At 73.2% G+C, this 22,370-nt stretch carries 21 protein-coding genes; 12 read left to right on the forward strand and 9 right to left on the reverse strand.

Annotated features, from left to right (window positions below):
- The first annotated feature begins 5 nt into the window (after positions 1 to 5).
- Positions 6 to 542 (forward strand): arginine repressor, encoded by a 537-nt coding sequence (locus OIE69_RS31655; RefSeq protein ID WP_326577587.1) that lies wholly within the window; start codon positions 6 to 8, stop codon positions 540 to 542.
- Positions 543 to 616: 74 nt separating this feature from the next.
- On the opposite strand, the gene OIE69_RS31660 is transcribed toward OIE69_RS31655, so the two are convergent.
- Genes OIE69_RS31660 through OIE69_RS31675 form a run of 4 tightly spaced genes read right to left on the reverse strand, consistent with a single transcriptional unit; the run spans position 617 to position 4,139 of the window.
- Positions 617 to 1,396 carry an SDR family oxidoreductase gene (locus OIE69_RS31660; protein ID WP_326577588.1) on the reverse strand — a complete coding sequence of 260 codons (780 nt, stop codon included), beginning with the start codon at positions 1,394 to 1,396 and terminating at the stop codon, positions 617 to 619.
- Between the two features lie 34 nt (positions 1,397 to 1,430).
- Entirely contained in the window at positions 1,431 to 2,207 is a 777-nt protein-coding gene (locus OIE69_RS31665; RefSeq protein ID WP_326577589.1) for an FAD:protein FMN transferase, read from the reverse strand.
- Positions 2,208 to 2,209: 2 nt separating this feature from the next.
- Positions 2,210 to 2,746, reverse strand: a complete 537-nt coding sequence (locus OIE69_RS31670) for an FMN-binding protein (protein WP_326577590.1) — start codon at positions 2,744 to 2,746, stop codon at positions 2,210 to 2,212.
- A 7-nt stretch (positions 2,747 to 2,753) separates the two neighbouring features.
- Positions 2,754 to 4,139, reverse strand: coding sequence for a ferredoxin reductase family protein (locus tag OIE69_RS31675; protein WP_326581477.1), 1,386 nt, complete (start codon positions 4,137 to 4,139; stop codon positions 2,754 to 2,756).
- Between the two features lie 281 nt (positions 4,140 to 4,420).
- Between OIE69_RS31675 and OIE69_RS31680 the strand changes: the two genes are divergently transcribed.
- The 4 genes from OIE69_RS31680 to OIE69_RS31695 all read left to right on the forward strand — a co-directional run bounded on the left by OIE69_RS31680 (position 4,421) and on the right by OIE69_RS31695 (position 9,234).
- A complete protein-coding gene (locus OIE69_RS31680; RefSeq protein WP_326577591.1) occupies positions 4,421 to 5,614 on the forward strand; it encodes an argininosuccinate synthase in 1,194 nt (397 codons plus the stop codon).
- 90 nt (positions 5,615 to 5,704) lie between these two features.
- Positions 5,705 to 7,132: an argininosuccinate lyase gene (gene argH / locus OIE69_RS31685; RefSeq protein WP_326577592.1), complete on the forward strand. Its 1,428-nt coding sequence runs from the start codon at positions 5,705 to 5,707 to the stop codon at positions 7,130 to 7,132.
- A gap of 99 nt (positions 7,133 to 7,231) precedes the next feature.
- Positions 7,232 to 7,789: a TetR/AcrR family transcriptional regulator gene (locus OIE69_RS31690; protein WP_326577593.1), complete on the forward strand. Its 558-nt coding sequence runs from the start codon at positions 7,232 to 7,234 to the stop codon at positions 7,787 to 7,789.
- Positions 7,786 to 9,234 carry an MFS transporter gene (locus OIE69_RS31695; RefSeq protein WP_326577594.1) on the forward strand — a complete coding sequence of 483 codons (1,449 nt, stop codon included), beginning with the start codon at positions 7,786 to 7,788 and terminating at the stop codon, positions 9,232 to 9,234. Before OIE69_RS31690 ends, OIE69_RS31695 begins: the two co-directional genes overlap by 4 nt.
- A gap of 115 nt (positions 9,235 to 9,349) precedes the next feature.
- Here the strand turns inward: OIE69_RS31695 and OIE69_RS31700 are convergent, their stop codons facing one another.
- Positions 9,350 to 10,060: a hypothetical protein gene (locus OIE69_RS31700; protein ID WP_326577595.1), complete on the reverse strand. Its 711-nt coding sequence runs from the start codon at positions 10,058 to 10,060 to the stop codon at positions 9,350 to 9,352.
- Between the two features lie 143 nt (positions 10,061 to 10,203).
- On the opposite strand from OIE69_RS31700, the gene OIE69_RS31705 reads away from it, so the two are divergent.
- On the forward strand, positions 10,204 to 14,622 hold the full coding sequence (locus OIE69_RS31705; protein WP_326577596.1) for a tetratricopeptide repeat protein: 4,419 nt from the start codon (positions 10,204 to 10,206) through the stop codon (positions 14,620 to 14,622).
- A 25-nt stretch (positions 14,623 to 14,647) separates the two neighbouring features.
- Here OIE69_RS31705 and OIE69_RS31710 read toward each other — a convergent pair whose 3' ends face one another.
- Positions 14,648 to 15,304 (reverse strand): lysophospholipid acyltransferase family protein, encoded by a 657-nt coding sequence (locus tag OIE69_RS31710; RefSeq protein WP_086020787.1) that lies wholly within the window; start codon positions 15,302 to 15,304, stop codon positions 14,648 to 14,650.
- A 300-nt stretch (positions 15,305 to 15,604) separates the two neighbouring features.
- Between OIE69_RS31710 and OIE69_RS31715 the strand changes: the two genes are divergently transcribed.
- From OIE69_RS31715 to OIE69_RS31725, 3 genes are all read left to right on the forward strand, one after another.
- Positions 15,605 to 16,786, forward strand: coding sequence for a glycerophosphodiester phosphodiesterase (locus tag OIE69_RS31715; protein WP_326577597.1), 1,182 nt, complete (start codon positions 15,605 to 15,607; stop codon positions 16,784 to 16,786).
- A gap of 89 nt (positions 16,787 to 16,875) precedes the next feature.
- Complete coding sequence (locus OIE69_RS31720; RefSeq protein ID WP_326577598.1) at positions 16,876 to 17,400, forward strand: sigma-70 RNA polymerase sigma factor region 4 domain-containing protein; 525 nt, start codon at positions 16,876 to 16,878, stop codon at positions 17,398 to 17,400.
- 123 nt (positions 17,401 to 17,523) lie between these two features.
- Entirely contained in the window at positions 17,524 to 18,033 is a 510-nt protein-coding gene (locus OIE69_RS31725) for a GNAT family N-acetyltransferase (RefSeq protein WP_018564269.1), read from the forward strand.
- A 7-nt stretch (positions 18,034 to 18,040) separates the two neighbouring features.
- Here the strand turns inward: OIE69_RS31725 and OIE69_RS31730 are convergent, their stop codons facing one another.
- A complete protein-coding gene (locus OIE69_RS31730; protein ID WP_326577599.1) occupies positions 18,041 to 18,490 on the reverse strand; it encodes a hypothetical protein in 450 nt (149 codons plus the stop codon).
- Positions 18,483 to 18,851, reverse strand: coding sequence for a hypothetical protein (locus OIE69_RS31735; protein ID WP_326577600.1), 369 nt, complete (start codon positions 18,849 to 18,851; stop codon positions 18,483 to 18,485). Before OIE69_RS31735 ends, OIE69_RS31730 begins: the two co-directional genes overlap by 8 nt.
- Before the next feature lie 453 nt (positions 18,852 to 19,304).
- Between OIE69_RS31735 and OIE69_RS31740 the strand changes: the two genes are divergently transcribed.
- The 3 genes from OIE69_RS31740 to OIE69_RS31750 are packed head-to-tail and all read left to right on the forward strand — an operon-like array spanning position 19,305 to position 21,926.
- Positions 19,305 to 20,342, forward strand: coding sequence for a methionine ABC transporter ATP-binding protein (locus OIE69_RS31740; RefSeq protein ID WP_326577601.1), 1,038 nt, complete (start codon positions 19,305 to 19,307; stop codon positions 20,340 to 20,342).
- Entirely contained in the window at positions 20,339 to 21,058 is a 720-nt protein-coding gene (locus tag OIE69_RS31745) for a methionine ABC transporter permease (protein WP_326577602.1), read from the forward strand. The genes OIE69_RS31740 and OIE69_RS31745 overlap by 4 nt, the downstream gene beginning before the upstream one ends.
- Positions 21,059 to 21,095: 37 nt before the next feature.
- Entirely contained in the window at positions 21,096 to 21,926 is an 831-nt protein-coding gene (locus OIE69_RS31750) for a MetQ/NlpA family ABC transporter substrate-binding protein (RefSeq protein ID WP_326577603.1), read from the forward strand.
- A 34-nt stretch (positions 21,927 to 21,960) separates the two neighbouring features.
- Here OIE69_RS31750 and OIE69_RS31755 read toward each other — a convergent pair whose 3' ends face one another.
- Entirely contained in the window at positions 21,961 to 22,347 is a 387-nt protein-coding gene (locus tag OIE69_RS31755; protein WP_326577604.1) for an MmcQ/YjbR family DNA-binding protein, read from the reverse strand.
- Positions 22,348 to 22,370 lie beyond the last annotated feature (23 nt).

Raw genomic sequence — 22,370 nt, forward strand, 5'->3', positions numbered from 1 at the left:
CGACGATGAGCGAGGCGCAGCAGCAGGCCGGCGGGGGAGCCGCGGCCGTACCGCAGACCCGGATGGCACGCCACCGGCGGATCGTGGACATCCTGAACCGGCTGCCGGTGCGGTCCCAGAGCCAGCTCGCCAAGCTGCTCTCCGACGACGGGCTGAGCGTCACCCAGGCGACGCTCTCCCGTGACCTCGACGAGCTGGGCGCGGTGAAGATCCGCACCAACAACGGCGAACTCATCTACGCCGTGCCCAGCGAGGGCGGTTTCCGCACCCCCATGGCACCGCTCGGGGAGTCGGTGAAGGAGGAGCGGATGCGCCGCCTCGCAAGTGAGCTGCTGATCTCGGCGGAGGCCTCGGCCAACCTCGTCGTCATCCGCACCCCGCCGGGCGCGGCGCAGTTCTTCGCGTCCGCGATCGACCAGGCCGAGGTGTACGACATCCTCGGCACGATCGCCGGCGACGACACGGTCATGCTGATCAGCCGCGACCCGGCGGGCGGGCAGGCGGTCGCCGAGCACCTGCTGCGCCTGGCCGCGGGCGGCTAGAGCGGGTGGGCCCGGGCCCGCCAGCTCCAGCCGGTGGGCCCGGGCCCCTGTCCCTCTCCTCGCCCCGGTTCCCGTCAGACGACGGGGCTCAGGCCGCCGTCGAAGTTGATGCCGGTGCCGGTCACGTAGCCGGCCCGGTCGGACAGCAGGAACGCCACCAGGTCCGCGAACTCCTCGGCGCGGCCCACCCGGCCCAGCGGGATGCCGGAGTCGCGGCCCATCGTGGCGTACAGCTCCTCGACGGCGATCCCGCGCTGCTCGGCCTGCCGGGTCCACTGGCCGCTCTCGACCAGGCCGACGAGGACGGCGTTGACCCGGATGTTGTCGGGCCCGAGTTCCTTGGACAGCGCCTTGGTCAGGGCCAGGCCGGCCGCGCGGGAGACCGAGGTCGGGGTGCTGCCCGCGCCGGGGGCCTTGGCCGACACGGCGAGGGTGTTGACGACTCCGCCGCCCCCCGCGGCGCGCAGGTGGGGGAGGGCGAGCCGGGTCAGCCGTACCGCGGCGTGCAGCTTCAGCTGCAGGTCCTCCTCCCACACCGAGTCGTCCTGGCGCTCGAAGAACCCGGCCGCGCTGCGGCCGGCGTTGTTGACCACGGCGTCGATCCGTCCCCAGCGCCCGTCGGCGGCGGCGACGAAGCGCTCGAGGTCCTCGGGACGGGTGACGTCGGCGGGCACGCCCAGCACGTCGGCACCGGTGGCGCCCAGCTCCTTCACCACGTGCTCGATGCGCTCGGAGTCACGTCCGCACAGCGCCACCCTGGCGCCCTCGGCGGCCAGCCGCCGGACAAGGGCCGCGCCGAGTCCGTCGGACCCTCCGGTGACCAGCACGACCTTGCCGTTCAGTTGCAGATCCATGTGACGCATTCTTGCCACCTGGAACAGCTGATCGTCAAGCGCTCAACTTGGCGACGAAACGCCCGAATCCCGTGGTGTGCCAGGTCGTGCCGTCGGCGGCGACGGCGAAGGCCTCCACATCGGGGAGTGCTTCCAGCCACTCGCGGGCCCGGCCGCCCATGGCGTACCCGGCCGTCGCCCAGGTGTCCGCCTCGGTGAGGGAGGCGCACACCACGGTGAGCGAGGCCGCCCCCTCGGTGGGCGGGGCGCCGGTGCGGGGGTCGAGGATGTGGCAGCCGCGCTCGGCGGGCCCGGAGGTGGCGACGGCCAGTTCGCCGTCGGCCTCGACGACGGTGGCGAGCCCTCCGGGCCGCAGCGGGTCGGCGATGCCGACCCGCCAGGGGCCGCCGGTCAGCTGGACGTCGCCGCCGCCGTTGAGGCAGACCTTGGCGGCGCCCGCCGCCGCGATCGTCCGGACGGCCCGCTCCACCGCCCACCCCTTGACCAGGCCGGTGGGGTCGAGCGCGGTACCGGGGCCCGCGTAGCGCGGGGTGAACCAGCCGTCGGTGCGGCGCTCGGCGTCCTCGCACAGCCCCAGGACCTCCCGCACCTCGGGGGAGCACTCCGCGAGGGCGAGTTCACCGCGGCCCAGCCGGCTGATCTCGCTGTCGGCGCGGAAGGTGGAGAACACCGCGTCGACCTCGTGCAGGCCCGCCACCGCCTCGTCGAGGGCGGCCCGGACACGGGGGTCGCGGGCGCCGCGCACGTCGAAGGAGAACACCGTCCCCATGCAGTGCTCCACGTGCCGCAGGCGCGGCGGGTTCTCGGACATCGTCAGACACCGGCCTTGTCCAGGGCGCTCTGCAGCGACTTCCGGTAGCCCTCGCTGGTGAAGGAGGCACCGGAGACGGTGTCGATCTGCGCGCTCTGGGCGGTGACCGCGGCCTGGTTGAGCTCCGGGACGGCGGTGGCGGTGAGCTGGTCGCTGGTGGGGGTGCCGGCGGGGGCCTGGACGGCCGCCGCCGAAACGATCCGCCCGCCCTGGACCGTGATCTTGACCTGGACGGGGCCGTAGCTGGTCTGCGCGGCGTCCCCGGTGACGGTCTTCGGTACGGGCGCGCCGCCCTGCTTGCCGGGATCCCGCGTACCGCCGGACCCGCCGCCGTCCGCGGGATCCGAGGCCACCGGCACCGACGGGTCCGGGCCGGCGGGCGAGGGGGCCGCGGAGACCGGCGGCACCTGCTGTGCCGGGCCCCCGGCCTGCGAGGTGAAGGGCGCCGTCGTCGGCTTCAGGGCGAGCAGCAGCACGACCCCGGAGACGGTCGTCACGCTGCTCAGGAGGATCCGGCGCAGCGGGTGCTTCTTCTTCACTCGGACCTCACATCTCGAAGGACTCGTGGTGGATACGTCGTTCAGGCACTCCGGCCTCGCGCAGCGCGGAGTACGACTCCTCGGCCAGTCCCGGGGGGCCGCACAGGTACACGTCGTGCCGGTCGATGTCCGGCAGCATCCGCCGCAGTCCCTGGGCGGTGATCTCCGGGCGGGCGCCGTCGGGTCCGTTCACCGCGTAGACCAGGCGTGCGCCGCGCTCGGCCGCGATCTCCTCCAGCTCGGCCCACAGCGCGAGGTCCTGCCTGCTGCGGGCCCGGTACAGCAGCGTGAGGTCGCCGGGCGCGGCCGGCAGCGTCTCGAACAGCGCCCGCAGCGGGGTGATCCCCGCGCCGCCGGCCAGCAGCAGCACCTTGCCGCCGCGGCGGCGGGAGGCCGTCATGGCGCCGTACGGGCCCTCGGCCCACACCCGCGTGCCGGGCACGAGCGTGGCCAGCGCGGAGCTGTGGCCGCCCACCGCCTTGACGGTGATCCGCAGCAGGTCGGGCCGCGGCGGTGCCGACAGGGAGTAGGGGTTGGCGCTCCAGCGCATCCCCTCGGCGAGGAAGCGCCAGCGGAAGAACTGGCCGGGCTCCGCGCCGAGGCGGTGCAGCCTGCGTCCCGTGATCAGCACCGAGACCACGCCCGGCGCCTCCTGCACGGTCTCCGCGACCCGCATGCGGTGCCGCATGTTGAGCCGGACGGGCACCAGCACCCGGTACCAGAGCACCAGCGCCGTCACCGACCCGTACAGCGCGTACCAGACGCCGCGCGCGGTGGCGCTGCCCGCGAACTCGGCGCCGGTGGCGAGCTGGTGCCAGAAGGTCAGGTAGACCGCGGCGTAGGTCAGCAGGTGGATGTAGTACCAGGTCTCGTAGCGCAGCCGGCGGCGCAGCACGCCCGCCGAGACGAAGCCGATGATCAGCAGCAGCACGGTGCCGGCGGTCGCCTCGATCATCCGCGGGTAGTCCGTGACCACGGCGACCGACTGCTGTACGACCGGCTGCCCGGACTGCTCGGAGTAGCCCCACAGGATCAGCGCGACGTGGGCGACGACGAGGGAGACGGCGTAGCGGCCGCTCATCGCGTGCCAGCGGGCCACCCGGTCGCTGCCCACGCGCCGCTCCAGCGCGGGTACGCGGGCCATCTGCAGGACGACCAGGGCGATGGCGTAGCCGCCGAGCAGGCCGGTGATCCGGCCCGCGGCGGTGAGCCGGCCGGCTGTGGTGGGCTGGACGTAGGGGGTGTTGCCCCACCACAGCCACACGACCCCGGCGGCGCCCGCCCAGGCCAGGAGGAGCAGCGGGATCGCGGGGGAACGGCGGGGCCGGATCCGGCGCATGGCCTGCCGCCTGCCCGCCCTGCTGTTGTGGATCATCGTGGTCGTGGCCGCCATGCGCATGGATACGCACGGTCTCGCGCCGCTGCTCAAAGCCCGGTTTCTCCCTACGTGGCGTGCGGCGTTGTGGTATGGCCGCGTGGAGCGGGGAGGGGTCGTGCGGGGGCGGCCGGAACGTCCTCGGCGCGGGTGGTGCCGGGAGTCGCCGACACGCCTGTGGCCTGCGGCGACACGGCCGATTGACGAAGCATGCAGAGGAGTGCATACTTATACCCAACAGCGTATGCATCGTCACCGCCGCCATACGCACTCGACCTCGCGCACCAAAGGAGAGACCCGTGACCGAGCGCGTCGTACTCGCCTACTCGGGCGGACTGGACACCTCCGTCGCCATCGGATGGATCGCCGAGGAGACCGGCGCCGAGGTCATCGCCGTGGCCGTGGACGTCGGTCAGGGCGGCGAGGACCTGGACGTCATCCGCAAGCGGGCGCTCGCCTGCGGCGCGGTGGAGGCCGAGGTCGCCGACGCCAGGGACGAGTTCGCCGACGAGTACTGCCTCCCGGCGATCAAGGCCAACGCCCTGTACATGGACCGCTACCCGCTGGTCTCCGCGCTCTCCCGGCCGACCATCGTCAAGCACCTCGTGGCCGCCGCCAAGAAGCACGGCGCCTCGATCGTCGCCCACGGCTGCACCGGCAAGGGCAACGACCAGGTCCGCTTCGAGGCCGGCATCTCCTCCCTCGCGCCCGAGCTGACCTGCATCGCGCCGGTCCGCGACTACGCGATGACCCGGGACAAGGCGATCGCGTTCTGCGAGGAGAAGAACCTCCCGATCGCCACCACCAAGAAGTCCCCGTACTCGATCGACCAGAACGTCTTCGGCCGCGCCGTCGAGACCGGCTTCCTCGAGGACATCTGGAACGCCCCGATCGAGGACGTCTACGAGTACACCCAGAACCCCGCCGCGGCCCGCGAGGCCGACGAGGTGGTCATCACCTTCAAGCAGGGCGTCCCGGTCGCCGTCGACGGCAAGCCGGTCACCGTCCTGCAGGCCATCCAGCAGCTCAACGAGCGCGCGGGCGCCCAGGGCGTCGGCCGGATCGACATGGTCGAGGACCGCCTGGTCGGCATCAAGTCCCGTGAGGTGTACGAGGCTCCGGGCGCGATCGCCCTGATCACCGCCCACCAGGAGCTGGAGAACGTCACCGTCGAGCGCGAACTGGCCCGCTACAAGCGGCAGGTCGAGCAGCGCTGGGGCGAGCTGGTCTACGACGGCCTGTGGTTCTCCCCGCTCAAGCGGGCCCTGGACGGCTTCATCGAGGAGGCCAACCAGCACGTCACCGGCGACATCCGGATGACCCTGCACGGCGGCCGCGCCGTCGTCACCGGCCGCAAGTCCGCCGAGTCCCTGTACGACTTCAACCTGGCGACGTACGACACCGGCGACACGTTCGACCAGTCCCTCTCCAAGGGCTTCATCGAGATCTTCGGCATGTCGTCGAAGATCGCCGCCAAGCGCGACCTGGCCTAGTCGGTAGCCTCGACCACGGCAGCCCGCCTCCTCGCCCGTCCGGGCGGGGAGGCGGCCGCACATCCACCCCCGAGGGAAGCGAGCAGAGCAGTGACCACCAACAGCGGCGACGTCCGGCTCTGGGGCGGGCGTTTCGCCGACGGTCCCGCGGAGGCGCTGGCCAAACTCTCCGCGTCCGTCCACTTCGACTGGCGGCTCGCGCCGTACGACATCGCGGGCTCCCGCGCCCACGCGCGTGTGCTGCACAAGGCGGGGCTGCTCAGCGACGTCGAGCTGACCCGCATGCTCGCGGGGCTCGACCAGCTGGAGTCCGACGTCGCCGACGGCTCCTTCACCGGGACCATCGCCGACGAGGACGTCCACACCGCCCTGGAGCGCGGCCTGCTGGAGCGGCTCGGCCCCGACCTCGGCGGCAAGCTGCGCGCCGGCCGGTCCCGCAACGACCAGGTCGCCACGCTCTTCCGGATGTACCTGCGCGACCACGCCCGGATCATCGGCGGCCTGATCGCCGAGCTGCAGCACGCCCTGGTCCGGCTCGCCGAGACGCACATCGACGTCGCCATGCCCGGCCGCACCCATCTGCAGCACGCGCAGCCGGTGCTCTTCGCCCACCATGTGCTCGCCCACGTCCAGGCGCTGTCCCGGGACGCCGAGCGGCTTCGGCAGTGGGACGTGCGCACCGCGGTCTCGCCGTACGGCTCCGGCGCGCTGGCCGGTTCCTCGCTCGGGCTGGACCCGGAGGCGGTCGCCAGGGACCTCGGCTTCGAGCACGGCTCGGTGGCCAACTCCATCGACGGCACGGCCTCGCGCGACTTCGTCGCCGAGTTCGCCTTCATCACCGCCATGATCGGCGTCGACCTCTCGCGGATCGCGGAGGAGGTCATCATCTGGAACACGAAGGAGTTCTCCTTCGTCACCCTCCACGACGCCTTCTCCACCGGCTCGTCGATCATGCCGCAGAAGAAGAACCCGGACATCGCCGAACTCGCCCGCGGCAAGTCCGGGCGGCTCATCGGCAACCTGACCGGCCTGCTCGCCACGCTGAAGGCGCTGCCGCTGGCGTACAACCGGGACCTGCAGGAGGACAAGGAGCCGGTCTTCGACTCCTGCGACACCCTCGAGGTCCTGCTGCCCGCCTTCACGGGCATGATGGCCACGCTCACCGTCAACCGGGAGCGCATGGAGGAGCTCGCCCCGGCCGGCTTCTCGCTCGCCACGGACATCGCCGAGTGGCTGGTGAAGCAGGGCGTACCCTTCCGCGTCGCGCACGAGGTCGCGGGGGAGTGCGTCAAGGTCTGCGAGGCCGAGGGCATCGAGCTGGACCAGCTGACCGACGAGCAGTTCGCGAAGATCTCGCCCCACCTCACCGCGCAGGTGCGCACCGTGCTCGACGTCCACGGCGCGCTGGCATCCCGCGACGGTCGCGGCGGGACCGCGCCGTCGGCGGTGGTCGTCCAGCTCGCCGAGGTCAAGCGGGACCTCGCGGTCCAGCTGGCGTGGGCGCAGGCCAAGGGCTGATTCCGCACGCGGGGAGCCCGGCCGGGTCCGTCCACCCGGCCGGGCTTCTTCGTTCTCTCGTATGAGACATCAATGTCTCATACGCGTTACCCTCGTCTCATGAGCTTCGATCGTGAGCAGGTCCTGCGGGACGCGGCCGACCTGCTGTCGCGGCGCGCCACCGCCTCCATGGACGAGATCGCCAAGGCCGCCGGCGTCAGCCGCGCCACGCTCCACCGGCACTTCCCCGGCCGGGACGCGCTCGTGCGGGCCCTCGGCGTGCTCGGCATCGAGCAGACCGAGGAGTGCCTGGACGCGGCGCGCATCGAGGAGGGCGACCCGGTCGAGGCCGTCCGCCGGCTCATCGCCGAGGCCGTGCCCGTCTCCGGCTTCCTGGCCTTCCTCTACGGCGAGAACCAGCTCTACGACTTCGCCGAGATCAACGACGGCTGGGCGCGCATCGACGCCCGGGTCGCCGCCCTCTTCCGGCGCGGCCAGGAAGCCGGCGCCCTCCGCTACGACCTGACCCCCGCCTGGCTCGTCGAAGCGCTGTACGCGCTCATCGCCGCCTCGGCCTGGTCCGTCCAGGACGGCCGCATGGCCCGCCTCGACTCCGCCCGCATGGTCACGGACCTGCTGCTCGGCGGCATGCTGCGCGCACCCCGGAGCGGGTCATGACCACCGCCGCACCCGTCACGACCACCCGCCACGACGACCGCGGCCACCCCGCCCGCTGGCTCGCCCTCGGCGTCCTCACCCTCGCGCTGCTGCTCATCGCCGTCGACGCCACCGTGCTCGGCCTCGCCGTGCCCTTCCTCAGCGAGGACCTGCGGCCCACGTCCACCCAACTGCTGTGGATCGGCGACATCTACTCCTTCGTCATCGCCGGCCTGCTCGTCTCCATGGGCGGCCTCGGCGACCGCGTCGGCCGCAAGCGGCTGCTGCTCACCGGCACCGCCGCCTTCGGCGCGCTCTCCGTGCTCGCCGCGTACGCCACGAGCCCCGGCATGCTCATCACCGCCCGCGCCCTCATGGGCGTCGCGGGCGCGACCCTCATGCCGTCCACGCTCGCGCTGATCCGCACCCTCTTCCCCGACCCGCGCGAGCGGAGCTTCGCCATCGGCGTCTGGGGCGCCGTCTCGACCGCGGGCGCGGCCCTCGGCCCGGTCGTCGGCGGGATTCTCCTCGAGCACTTCTGGTGGGGCTCGGTCTTCCTCATCAACCTGCCCGTCATGGCTCTGCTGCTCGTCGTCGGCGCCCGGCTGCTGCCCGAGTCCCGCGACCCCGCGCCCGGCCCCTGGGACCCGCTGAGCGTCCTGCTCTCGCTGTTCGGCATGTTCGGCGTCGTCTACGCCGTCAAGCAGCTCGCCGTGCACGGCCCCGGCGCCGGCGCGGCCGGTGCGGGCCTCCTTGGCGCGGCCTGCCTGTACACCTTCGTCCGCAGGCAACTCGCCCTGCCCAAGCCGCTGCTGGACATGGGGCTCTTCCGGCACCGGGGCTTCTCCGGCGCCGTGCTGGCGGACCTGCTCACCGTGCTCGGGCTCGCCGGGAGCGTCTTCTTCCTCTCCCAGTTCCTCCAGCTCGTCCAGGGCCGCTCCCCGCTCCAGGCGGGCCTGTGCGAACTCCCCGCGACCCTCGGCGCCGCCGCCACCGGTCTCGCCGCCGGCGCCGTCGCGCGCCGCTGGTCGGTCCGCGTCGCCGTCGCGGGCGGCCTCGGCGCCACCGGACTCGCCCTGCTCGCGCTCCTGGCCCTGCGTCCCGGCACGGGCTACCTCTTCCTCGGCGCCGCCCTGCTGGTCGTCGGCGCCGGAGCCGGGCTGTCGTTCACCGTCACGGCCGACGTCATCCTCTCCAGCGTTCCGCCGCAGCAGGCCGGTGCCGCCTCCGGCGTCTCCGAGACCGCGTACGAACTCGGCGCCGCCCTCGGCATCGCCCTCCTGGGCTCGGTCGTCACCGGCATCTCCGGCGGCCCCGCCTCGGCAGACCCCGCCGCCTTCACCGACGGCCTGCGTGCCGCGTCCGGCGCCGGCGGCGCCGTCCTCCTGCTGGCCGCCATCGCCGCCTGGCGCCTGCTGCGCGGCCAGCGGCTCGCGGAGAGCCGGATCTCCGCCGTGGGCCACTGAGGGCTGCGAAGGCTGCGGCCGCGGGGCGAAGCGGCGCGTCGCACGGGGGCGTTCGGCAGCTCCGCGCGGGGCGCGTCGCCCTCGGCCTCGGCCTCGCCTCCGTCCCCGCACCGCGTCAGGCGGCGCCGGGGTCGTCGAGGGAGAAGACCGTGAGCCACTGCGAGCCGGCCGGCCGGTAACCCAGGTCCATCAGCGCCGTCGTCACCGCGCGCATGTGCGCCGCGCCGTACAGGATCCCGGCCGTGAACGGCTCGGTACGGCCGGCCCGAGCGTGGTGCAGATGCCTCAGCGCGTCGATCAGCAGGCGGTCGCGCTGGTGCAGCACCAGGTCGTCCGTCCAGAGCTCCGTCTCCTCGTCGTCACCGGGCAGGTCCTCCAACTGCAGGTGCCGGGCGAGGAACCGGCGCGTGCCGAGCAGCCGCATGCCCGCGACGTAGGCTGGGACGAGCGCGGCCAGCGCCGCCCGTTCCCTGAGCGGCAGCCGCCGCCACCGGTCGTCGAACTCCGCACCGCTCATGTCCGGGCATATCACCGGAACACCCAGCGTGGCGAAGTCGATGTCCTGGACGACCAGTCCCAGCCGCTCGTGGCCGGAGAGGCTGCGGTACGACCGCGTGAGCGCCCGCGTCGCCGTACTGTCCCGGACGCCCTCGGCGATCACCAGGTCGCAGGAGGCGCGCAGACGGGCCGTCACCTCCGCGTAGAACGCGGGCTCCGCCAGATGGATCATCGGGTACAGCTCGAAGGTCAGCGCCGTCCCGCGGCTGCGGAAGCGGATGAGCGCCGACCGCACCCCCGCCAGTTCCGTCACCTCTATGTACTGCACACGTCCCCCCGCCCCCGGCGGATCCGTCACTCGGGAGGACGCGCCGTGCGGGTCCGCGGGTTGCGCCGGCCGCCGACTCCGCCCGCACGGGGCCGGATCGCACTCCGTATGCTGCCGGTACCCGCCGCGGGGGAGGGAGCGCCATGAGCACGGACGCACAGTCCGGTCAGGACACCGACGTCCTGGCGGTCCTGAGGGAGTACACCCTCGACTGCCGCTACGAGGAGACCGAGTCCGTCATCGGCGTGGAGCTCGCCCGCGCGGAGGGCGATCCGGAGCGGACGGCCCGACTGCACGTCGCGCGCGGCCGGTTGCGGCTGCGGCAGTACGAACACCGGGCAGCGCTCACGGAGTTCGCCACCGCCCTGCGCCACGACCCGGAATGCGGCCCCGCAGCGGGGTGGCGCGTGGCGGCCCTCGAACGCATGGGCCGCCTCGACGAGGCCCTGGCCGAGGGCACGGCCGCCGCGGCGCGGCACCCGCGGGCCGCGGACGTCCACACGGCGCTGGGCTGGCTCCACCACGACGCGTGCCGCTGGGACGAGGCACTGGCGGCCTTCGAACAGGCCACCTCCGTCGGACCGCGCCACGCGGAGGGCTGGATCGGCGCCGCGTGGACCCGCGTCGAACTCGGCGACACCGCCGCCGCACTGCGGGGCCTGGAGGACGCCGAGCGCGCGCTCGCCGACCCCGTCGAGGTCCGCTGCGCGGCCGTACGCATCGCGGCGAGCCGGGGCGGCGGCGAACTCGCCCGCGCCAAGCTGCTCTCCGCCCGCTCCCTGGACCGGGACGACGTCGCCGTGCTCACGGCGGAGGTCCGGTACGAGAGCCGCCGGGGCGACGCCCGGGCCGCGCTGGAGGCCGCCGAGCGCCTCGCCGCCCGGTACGGACGGCGGCCCGAGGCGCACGTCGAACACGCCCGCTGCCTCGTCGACCTCGGACGCACGGACGAGGCGGTCGCGGCCTGCGACCGGGCGCTGGCACTGGAACCCCACTGGGAACTCGCCTGGGAGTGCAAGGCCGAGGCGCAACGACGGGGCGGCGACCCGGCGGAGGCACTCGCCACGGGACGGCGGGCCGCGCGGGAGTGCCCCTACGCGCCCGGTGTCCGGCTGGAACTCGCCGCCGCCGAACTGGCCGGCGGAGCACTCGACCGCGCCCTGGCCCGTACCGAGGAGGCCCTGGCGCTCGACCCGTGCTCGGACTGGGCGCTCGGCGTCCGGGCCGATCTGCTGAGGCGCGGCGGCGACGTGGACGGGGCGATCGCGGCCGTCCGGCACGCGGCCGCGCTGCGGCCCGCCGATCCGGAGGCACTGCTGCGCCTCTCCGGGGCGCTGGGCGCGGCCGGCCGGTACGACGAGGCACTCGCCGCCGTGACGCGCGCCAGGGAACTCGAACCCGGCGACACCTCCCTGATGGAGCGCGCGCTGGCCCTGCTGCGCAGCGCCCGCCGCTGGGACGACACGGCGGAGATGATCACCTCGCTGCGCGCGGCGGACCGCACGGGACGTCTGGAGGGCCTGCTCCTGGAGGAGCAGGCCTGCCTGTCCTTCGCGCGGCAGAGGTACGTGCGGGCGGTCGCGGAGTGCGAGGCCGCACTCCGGGCGGAACCGGGCCGCGGCTTCTCGGCCCGCCTGCGCGTCCGGGCCCTGCACAGCCTCGGTCGTCTCGCCGACGCCGAGGCCGCCGCCCGGCAGGGCGCCGAGACCGCAGCCGACGAGCCCGAGGCCCACGCCCTCCTGGCGACGGTCCTGGTCGCCGCGGAGCGCACCGAGGAGGCGCTGGCGGCCGCCGACCGCGCCCTGCGGCTCGACCCCCGCGCGACGGACGCGCACGTCGCGAGGCTCGACGGCCTCCGCGCGGCGGCACGTTGGAGCGAGGCCGAGGCCGCCCTGGAGGAGGCGGCCCGCCGCGGCGTGCCCGCCGACGTCCTGGCCGCCTCCCGCGCCAGGACGGCCCTGGCACGGGACGACCACGAAGGGGCCCTCGTCGCGGCCGAGGAGTGCCTGCGCCTGCGCCCCGACGACGCGGAAGCGCTGGAACTCCTCGTCCTGGCGCACGAGGGCCGTGCGGACCGGGCCGCCGCCGAGTCGGCCGCGCGCCGGGCCGCCGCCGCGTCGCCCCGCTCGGCGACGGGCCCCTGGCTGCTCGCCCGCTGCCTCGGCGAGCAGGACCGCACGGCCGAGGAGTGCGAGGCGTACGAGGAGGCGCTGCGGCGCGAACCGGACCACCGCGACGCGCTGCTCGGCAGGCTCGCCGCTCTGCGGACGCTCGGACGCTGGGACGAGGCCGAGCGGGCCGCCGAGGACGCCGCCGGGCTCCGGCCAGACGACCCCGAGGTCCTGACCGCCGTCGGATGGCTGTACTCCGCGATGGAACGCCCCGGCGAGGGCCTGCCGTTCGCCCGGCGCGCCGCGGAACTCACCGACGACGCCTCCGACGCCGTGGACCTCCTGGGCTGGCTCCTGCGCCGTTCACGGCACTGGGACGAGGCCGAACAGGTGCTGCGGCGCGGCGTCGACCGCCGTCCCGCGGCGCCGGACGCCCACATGGACCTGGCCTACTGCCTCTGGGACCAGGACAAGGACACGGAGTGCCTGGAGAGCGTCGACCGCGCCCTCGCCCTGCGTCCCGACCGGGTCCGCACCCTCACCTTCAAGGTGGAGGTGCTGTGCTCGCTGCGGCGCTGGAACGAGGCGGAGGCCGTCGCCCGCCGGGCGCGCGGCAGCCATCCCGAGATCGCCGCCGCGCACGTCGCGACCGCGCAGGTGCTCGCCGACACCTACCGCCGGGAGGAGGCGCTGCCGCATCTGCGGAGGGCCCTGCAGCTCGACCCGGAGCACGAGTGGGCGTGCCGGCTGCTGGTCGACACCCTCGCCGGACTGGGCCGTTCCGAGGAGGCGGAACAGGCCGCGGAGGCGCTGCTCGGCAGGGTCCCGGACGCGGTGTCCGTGCGATGCCGCCTCGCCGCCGTGCTCCGCGAGCGGCACCGGTACGACGAGGCCCTGGCCCAGTGCGAACGCGCCGTGGCCGACGCCCCGTACAGCGTGGCCGCCCACGACCAGCTGGTCACCACGCTGCGCGAATGCGGCAGCCTGGACGAGGCCGAGCGTCGCGTCGAGGAGTTCACCCGGGTCCGCCCGCACCTGGCGTCGCTCCGGTTCCAGCTGGCCGCGGTGCACGCGGAGCGCGGCGAGCACACCCCGGCCGGGCAGGTCCTGGAGGAACTGCTGGAATCCGCGTCCGGACCCCTCGGGCGGGCGGAGGCCCGTGCCGCGACCGGCTGGGTCGCGCTGATGGACCAGCGCCCGCTGGACGCGGCGGACGCCTTCGCGGAGGTCCTGCGGGGCCGGCCGCACGACCACGACTTCCGGATCGGCCGCGCCTGGTCGCTGGTGCGCCTGGCGGACCTCGGCCCCGGCGGCCCGCAGTCGGACGAGCGTCTCGCCGAGGCGGCCGCCCACTGCCGGGCCGTCGGCCGCGAGGACCCGCGCAACGCCGCGGCCCACACCTGCCTCGGGCTGATCGCGCACCGGCGCGCGGAGCCGGCCGCAGCCGAGCGGCACTTCGCCCGCGCCGTGGAACTGGACCCGTACGGGCGCTCCCACACCGAACTGGGCGCGCTCTATGTGCAGCTCGGCCGGTACACGGAGGCCGAGGCCGTGCTGCGCCGGGCCGTGGAGCTGGACTGGTACGACGTACAGGCCCACGTCGAGCTGGGCAGCCTCGCGCTGCACCGGGCCCGGGAGGGCGGGGGCGACGCCACGACGGCGGAGGCGGCCGGCGCGTTCCGCCGGGCGGTCGCGGTGGACCCGGACAGCGGCAGCGCGGCCCTCGGGCTCGCGGTGGCGCTGGCGGAGGGCGCCGGGGACCTCGGCGCCGCAGAGGAGGAACTACGACGCGTGCTCGGCCGGCGCGGGGTGCGGGACCAGCCGGAGTGGCAGCTGCGGCTCGCGCTCGCGCGCCTGCTGGTGCAGGCCGGCGACGCCGAGCAGAACGCCGACCGCCACCGCGACGCGGGCCAGGAGGCGCGGGCCGCCATCCGGCTGGCCGAGCGCGAGGCCGAACCGCACTTCGTGGCAGGGGTCGTGGAGCAGCGCCTGGGCACGCAGACCGTCGACGTCCGGCTGAAACTGCTCCACCGGCGACGGGCCCAGCGCTTCCTCACCCGCTGCCGCCGCCTCGACCCGGCGCACCAGGACGCGGAGCGGGCCCTGCGGCTGCTGGAGGAGGACGCCCGCGCGGCCCGGGGGAGCCGGCTGAGCAGCGCGGTCCTGGTGCTGGTGGCCACCGCCGTGCTCGGCGCGGCCTGGGTGGACTTCCTGTGGAAGCACCATGTCACCGCCGTGATGCTCACGACGCTCACCCCGGTGCTGGCGGGGCTCATCGCGGTGGGGTTCCTGCTGCCGGTGCTGATCCGGCTCAAACTGCCCGGGGGGATGGAGGCCGACCTGTCGGCGAGTATCGGCCAGATCTCCCGCGGCCCGCGCGGCGAGGTCGCGCTCACCCCGGCGCGGACTCCCGCGGGCAACGGGCCGGTCGGCCGGATGCCGCGCCTGTGAGGGTGAGAGGGCGTGGGGGAGGGGGTTACGCCGCCGTCGCGTGGTCCGTGGCCTTGGACGCCTTCGCCTTGGTGGCGTAGATGTCGACGTACTCCTGGCCGGACAGCCGCATCACATGGCTCATCACCTCGTCGGTGACGGCGCGCAGCACATAGCGGTCGCGGTCCATGCCCTCGTAGCGGGAGAACTCCAGCGGCTTGCCGAAGCGGACGGTGAAGCGGTGCACCCGCGGGACGCCGGCGCCGCCCGGCTGGATCCGGTCGGTGTCGACCATCGCGAACGGGACGACCGGCGCGCCGGTCATCAGCGCCAGCCGCGACACGCCCGTGCGGCCGCGGTAGAGGCGGCCGTCGGGGGAGCGGGTGCCCTCGGGGTAGATGCCGAAGACCCGGCCCTCGTCGAGGATGCGACGTCCGGTCATGAGCGCGGCGACGCCGCCGTGCCCGCCGTCGCGGTCCACGGGGATCATGCCGACGGAGGTGAAGAAGGCCGCCATCAGCCGGCCCTTGACCCCGGGGGTGGTGACGTACTCGTCCTTGCCGATGAAGAAGACCTGACGCTTCACGACCAGTGACAGGAACATCGAGTCGATGAAGGTGACGTGGTTGCCGGCGAGGATCACGGGGCCGTCGCCCGGGATGTGCTCCGCGCCCTCGACCCGGGGGCGGAACAGGACGCGCATCAGTACTCCGAGCAGTGCCTTGAGGATGATGCGGAACAACGGGTCCTCCGGTCGTGGTCGGCGGGAGTCCGGCCGGACGCCCGCGGGGTTCGCTCACCAGTGTGCGCCACCCCCGCCGAGGACGATACTTCCGCCACGGCGCGACACGCACACCGGGTTCACACGACCGGTACGCATTGTTGACATGCGTTTCCGTCACGTTCCGTCGCTCGCCGCTCGAAGGAAACACGGGCCCGCCTACGATGCGCGCGTCGCTTGGCAGGATCCGGACGGACGTTCGGCCGACACGAGGGAGCGCACATGACGCACGAGCAGCAGGGCGGCCGGGAGCAGGGCAGGGGGCCCGGGCGCCGGGCACTGATCGGGGCCGCGGCGCTCGGCGCCGGCGTCACCGTGCTCGGCGGCGCGGGCACCGCCGTGGCGGGCGAGCGGGGCTCCTCGCACGGCTCCGTTCCCGTCCACCCCCTGCCCGTCCCGACCGTCGTCGGCCACCGCGGCGCGAGCGGCTACCGCCCCGAGCACACCCTGGGCTCCTACCAGCTCGCCCTGGACCTCGGCGCCGACGTCATCGAGCAGGACGTCGTCCCCACCAAGGACGGGCACCTCGTCTGCCGCCACGAGCCGGAGATCGGCGGCACCACGGACGTCGCCGACCACCCCGAGTTCGCCTCCCGCCGGACCACCAAGACCCTCGACGGGGTCGCGACCACCGGCTGGTTCACCGAGGACTTCACCCTCGCCGAGCTCAAGACCCTGCGCGCGGTCGAGCGCCTGCCCGCACAGCGGCAGCGCAACACCCTCTACAACGGCCACTGGGAGGTGCCCACCTTCGAGGAGGTGCTGCGCTGGGCCGACGAGCAGGGCCGCCGGCGCGGCAAGGCGGTGTGGCTGCACGTCGAGACCAAGCACCCCACCTACTTCCGCGGCATCGGCCTGGGCCTGGAGGAGCGGCTCGCCAAGCTGCTGCGCCGCTACGGCCGCGACAAGCGCAACTCCCCCCTGTTCCTGCAGTCCTTCGAGCCCGGCAGCATCCAGCGGCTCGGCGCGCTGGGCCTGCACAACCCCAAGGTCGTCCTGCTGGACGCGGCGACCACCCGTCCGTACGACTTCGTCGCAGCCGGGGACCCGCGCACCGTCGCCGACCTGGTCACCCCGGCCGGCCTGAAGTGGATCGCCGGCTTCGCGCAGGGCATCGGCCCCACCCTGAACCTGATCATCCCGCGTGACGCGGCCGGCAAGCTCGGCACGCCCACCACGCTGGTGCGCGACGCCCACAAGGCCGGGCTGATCCTGCACCCCTACACGATGCGCAACGAGAACAGCTTCCTGCCCGCCGACTTCCGGGTCGGCACGGACCCCAACGCCTACGGCGACGCCTTCGGCGCCTTCAAGGTCTACTTCGAGCAGGGCATCGACGGCATCTTCTCGGACAACTGCGACACCGCGCTCCTGGCCCGCGCGGACTTCGTCGGCCGGAAGTGATCGTCAACACGAGGTGATCCCCTCCCGCGCACGGGTGGTTCCCCCGCCAGGGGGCAACCACCCGGCGCGTCGGGGATGTCCCGGCGGGCATGACCTCGCGCGTACGACACGAAGAGCTGACCGCCATCCGCCCGCTGCTCGCGGCCGAGGCGGCGGCCGAGTCCGTCCCCGCCTGCGTCGAGGCGGCGGACCTCGAACAGTCCGTGTGGCTGCGGCTGCTGGAGCTCCCCGAACCGCCCCCCGACCCCGCCCGCTGGCTGCGCCGGGCGGTGCGGGCCGAGGTCCGCCTCGCCGTGCGCCGGGCCCGCCGGGAGACGTCGTACGGCCCCGCCCGCCAGCTCGCCGCCGACTCCCTGCCGAGCACCGAACAGCAGGTGCTCGCCGCCGAGCAGCGCCGCACCCTGCTGGCCGCCGCGCGCCGGCTGCCCGGGCGCTGCCCCGAGCTGGTATCCGCCCTGATCTCCCGTTCCGACCCCACTTACCGTGAAATCTCCCGGGAGTTGGGAATCTCACAGGGCAGCCTCGGACCGATGCGTTCCCGGTGCCTGAGTTGCCTGCGTACGATCCTCGCAACCGGGGTTGCATCACCCGTACGACGGGGTAATGCACCGTAAACAGTCGGCGTACGGACGCTTGTGCACGGCCGCGCCGCCTTCCGGAAACGATTCAGGGCAACGTCCCGCGCCGCACCCTCACCCCCCGCGGCCCGGGCGGACTCGAAGGAGAGGCCAGCGCACATGGGCATGAGCGTGACCATCTCTGCGGCTACCGGCGACGACGCCGAGAAGATCCTCAAACTGCAGTACCTCTGCTACCAGGACGAAGCCGCACTGTACGGGGACTACGGCATAGAACCGCTGACCCAGACCCTCGAGGCGCTGCGCGCCGAACTCGCGGGCGGGATCGTGGTGGTGGCCCGGCTGGGCGAGGAGGTGGTGGGTTCGGTCCGCGGCTCCGTCGACGAGGACGGCACCGCGCGGCTCGCCAAGCTGATCGTCCACCCCCGCATGCAGCGGCACGGACTCGGCGGCCGTCTGCTCCGGGCCATCGAGGAGCGTCTGGCCGCGGAGAGCGAGGCCAAGCGCTACCGGCTCTTCACCGGGCACCGCAGCGAGGTCAACCTGCAGCTGTACCGCAAGCTGGGCTACGCGCAGATCGGCAACGTCGAGCCGGTCACGCGCCACCTGAGCCTGGTGCACATGGAGAAGCCGGCCGCCCGGCCCGAGACCTACGCCGCGAGCGCCTGAGCCCGCGTCAGGATCCCGAGGCCTGCTGTGGCTGCGCCGGCCGGCGCAGCCACAGCAGGCCGGTCACCGGCACGACGACGGGCAGGAACAGATAGCCCATGCCGTAGTCGGACCACACGGTCTGGTCGGGGAACGCCCCGGAGTCGACCAGCGTCAGTGTGCCCACGGTCAGCACGCCGGCCAGTTCCAGCGCGCAGCTGACCAGCGCCACCTTCCGCGCGCCCTCGCCGCCTCGCCACAGGGCCACCGTGATCACCGCGTAGACGATGCCCGCCAGCAGGGAGAGCAGGTACGCCAGCGGCGCCTCGTCGAACTGCATGCTGATCTGCACGATCGCGCGGGAGAGCGCGGCGACGGTGAAGACGCCGTACAGCGAGAGCAGCAGCCGGCCCGGCCCGCGGCCGATCCCGCGCTCGGCGGCGGCCGGCGCGGTGGCGTCCTTCGCGGTCTCAGGCACTGATGCCTCCCCAGATGTCGTGGAGCCGCACCTCCAGCACGGCCAGGATCACCCCGCCCGCGGCCACGATCGCCGAGCCCCAGCGGGTGCGCTCGGTCAGCGACATGAAGCCCGCCGCCGGGACGGTGCAGGCCGCGCCGATCAGGTACGCCACGAAGATCGTCGTGCCGTCCACCGGCTTCTCGCCGCCGGTGAGCTTGACCACACCTATCACCAGCTGGACGAGCGCCAGCACCGCCACCAGGGCCATGCCGATGAAGTGCCAGTCCTTGGTGGGCTGGTCGCGGAAGGCCGCGAAACCGCACCAGGACGCCAGGAGCAGCGCCGTGGTCGAGACCACGATCGTGAGCGCGTCGAGCATGGCGCGACTCTATTACGGGCGGGAATCGCCGGTTCCCGGCCCCCCGGCCTGTCCACATTCCGGACTGCGAGACCGGATATTGGTACGCCGCACGGGCGTCTGCTTTACTGGTGCGCATGACCACGACGAACCGCCGCTGCCGCGCGACCGAGGCGATGACGCCCGGTGTTCGTCGTATGTGTCGAATGTGTGCACGCTGAGGGCCCACGCCATCTGAGTCTCGCGCCCCGAAGCGAGACCCGCCCCTCCTGCCACGGATCGCACCTCCCCATGGACCTGGAACTGCAGCAGACCTTCCGCCGCTGCCGGCTGGCGCACGACCCCCAGCCGCCCGGCACCCACTGCTGACCTTTCCCGCACGCCCCCCGAGGGGCGCAGCCATGCCCTGTCCGCGGTCCATACGCCCCGTGTGCGGCTTTCGTCCGCCGCGCACTCGACAGTGACGGAAATCCAGTGATCACCACAACGGGCCTGACCAAGGTCTACCGTTCCCGTGACCGGGAGACGGTGGCCCTCGACGGCGTCGACCTGCACGTCCGCGAGGGTGAGGTGTACGGCGTCGTCGGACGCAGCGGCGCGGGCAAGAGCACGCTCATCCGCTGCGTGAACCTGCTGGAACGACCCACCTCCGGCACCGTCGAGGTGGCCGGCCGCGACCTGACCGCGCTCGCCGGCCGCTCCGACCGGGCGGGCTCCGCCCTGCGGACCGCCCGCACCGGTATCGGCATGGTCTTCCAGCACTTCAACCTGCTGTCCTCGCGCACCGTGCGGGACAACGTCGAACTGCCCCTGGAGATCCTCGGCGTCTCCGGCCGCGAGCGCCGCCGCAAGGCCCTCGAACTGCTCGACCTGGTCGGCCTCTCCGACAAGGCCCGCGCCTACCCGGCCCAGTTGTCCGGCGGCCAGAAGCAGCGGGTCGGCATCGCCCGCTCCCTGGCCGGCGACCCCAAGGTGCTGCTCTCCGACGAGGCGACCTCGGCTCTCGACCCCGAGACCACCCGCTCGATCCTGCAGCTGCTGCGCGACCTCAACCAGCAGCTCGGCCTGACCATCCTGCTCATCACCCACGAGATGGACGTGGTCAAGGCCATCTGCGACTCCGCCGCTCTGATGAAGGGAGGCCGCATCGTGGAATCCGGCAAGGTCACCGACCTGCTCGCCACGCCCGGCTCCGAACTCGCCCACGAACTCTTCCCGGTCGGCGGCGAGCCGTCCGGCGAGGGCCGCACCGTGGTCGACCTGACCTTCCACGGCGAGGCCGCCACCGAGCCCGTCATCTCCCAGCTCTCCCGCACCTACAACATCGACATCTCCGTGCTCGGCGCCGCGCTGGAGACCATCGGCGGCCGCCAGGTCGGCCGGATGCGCATCGAGCTGCCCGGCGCCTTCGAGGACAACGTGGTGCCGATCGGCTTCCTCCGCGAGAAGGGCCTCCAGGTCGACGTCGCCCCCGTCGGCGGGGACGAGCCGGTCAAGGAGGACGCGAAGTGAGCTGGTCGCAGATGCAGCCGCTGCTGTCGCAGGCCTGTTGGGAAACCCTGATCATGGTCGGCTGGTCCACCCTGATCGCGGTGGCCGGGGGACTCCCGCTGGGCGTCCTGCTGGTACTCACCGACCGCGGCGGACTGCTGCGCAACGCCACGGTCAACAAGGTCGTCGGCGTGGTCGTGAACCTCGGCCGCTCACTGCCCTTCCTCATCCTGATGATCTCGGTGCTGCCCTTCACCCGCTGGGTGATCGGCACCACCATCGGCGCCGAGGCCATGGTCGTCCCGCTCTCCATCGGCGCCATCCCGTTCCTCGCGCGGCTGGTGGAGACCGCCGTCCGCGAGGTCGACGGCGGACTCGTCGAAGCCGTCCAGGCCATGGGCGGCAGCACCTGGACCGTCGTCCGCAAGGCCCTGCTGCCCGAGTCGCTGCCCTCCCTGATCGCCGGGCTCACCACCACGGTGATCGCGCTCATCGGCTACTCCGCCATGGCCGGCACCATCGGCGGCGGCGGGCTCGGCGACCTCGCCATCCGCTACGGCTACCAGCGTTTCGAGACCTCTCTGATGCTCGTCACGATCGGCGTCCTGATCGTCATCGTGACCGCCGTCCAGCTCGCCGGCGACCTCGCTGCCCGCGGCGCCTCCCACCGCGGCCGCACCTCCACCACGCCCCGGCTGCGCCTGCTGCGCCCGGCCGCGGCCACCGAAGCCTCCTGACACCGCAAGGCAACACCGTTCCAGAAAGGCACTTTTCGTGCGTACCAGCATCAAGATCACGACCACCGTCCTCGCCGCCGCCGGCCTCACCCTCGGCCTGACCGCCTGCGGCGGGGACTCCGGCACCAAGAAGGACAGCGCGAGCGACCCGCTCGTCGTCGCCGCGAGCCCCGTCCCGCACGCGGAGATCCTGAACTTCGTCAAGGACAACCTGGCGGCCAAGGCCGGGCTCAAGCTCGAGGTGAAGGAGTTCAGCGACTACGTGACGCCGAACACCGCCACCGAGGACGGCTCCGTCGACGCCAACTACTTCCAGAACCAGCCCTACCTGGACGACTTCAACAAGAAGAAGGGCACCCACATCGTGCCCGTCGTCACGGTGCACCTGGAGCCGCTGGGCCTGTACTCCGACAAGCTGAAGTCCGCCGACGCGATCAAGAACGGCGCCACGATAGCCGTGGCCAACGACGCGGTGAACGAGGCCCGCGGCCTCAAGCTGCTCGCCGCCAACGGCCTGATCACCCTCAAGGACGGTGTCGGCAACGAGGCCACCCCCGCCGACATCACCGGCAACCCGAAGAACCTCAAGTTCAAGGAGCTCGAGGCCGCCCAGCTGCCGCGCTCCCTGCAGGACGTCGACGCCGCCGTCATCAACGGCAACTACGCCATCTCCGCGGGTCTCAAGCCCGCCGACGACGCCCTGGTGCTGGAGTCCGCCGACAACAACCCCTACGGCAACTTCCTCGCCGTCAAGGAGGGCAACGAGAAGGACCCGCGCGTGCTGAAGCTGAAGAAGCTGCTCACCACGCCCGAGGTGAAGAAGTTCATCGAGGACAAGTACGCCGGTTCCGTCATCCCGTCCTTCTGACCCACCGGGCCACGGCGGGGGACGGGCAGCGCGCTCAGCGCGCCCCGTCCCCCGCCGCCCCCGGCCAGTCCAGCCGCACCTGTTCCGCGCGCGGCAGCCGCGCCACGACCAGGTCGTACGAGTCCTCGACGAGCTCGCACACCATCGCGTCGGGCAGCGAGCCGTCCAGCGTCACCGTGTTCCAGTGGCGCTTGTTCAGGTGCCAGCCGGGCGCGATTGCCGCGTGCTCCGCCCGCAGCCGCACCGCCAGGTCGGGCTCGCACTTCAGGCTCACCTTCAGCGGCTCACCCCCCAGCGCGCTGATCGCGAAGATCCTCCCGCCGACCTTGAAGACGGTCACCTCAGGGTTCCGCGGGAAGGGGGTCTCCTCCACCGCGCCGCTGAAACCGAGGCAGAAGCCCCGCATCCGGTCCACGTCCATGCGCCCATTCAACACGGCGCCAC

Origin of the sequence: Actinacidiphila glaucinigra, assembly GCF_035918135.1 — a bacterium.
Taxonomy (GTDB): Bacteria; Actinomycetota; Actinomycetes; order Streptomycetales; family Streptomycetaceae; genus Actinacidiphila; species Actinacidiphila glaucinigra.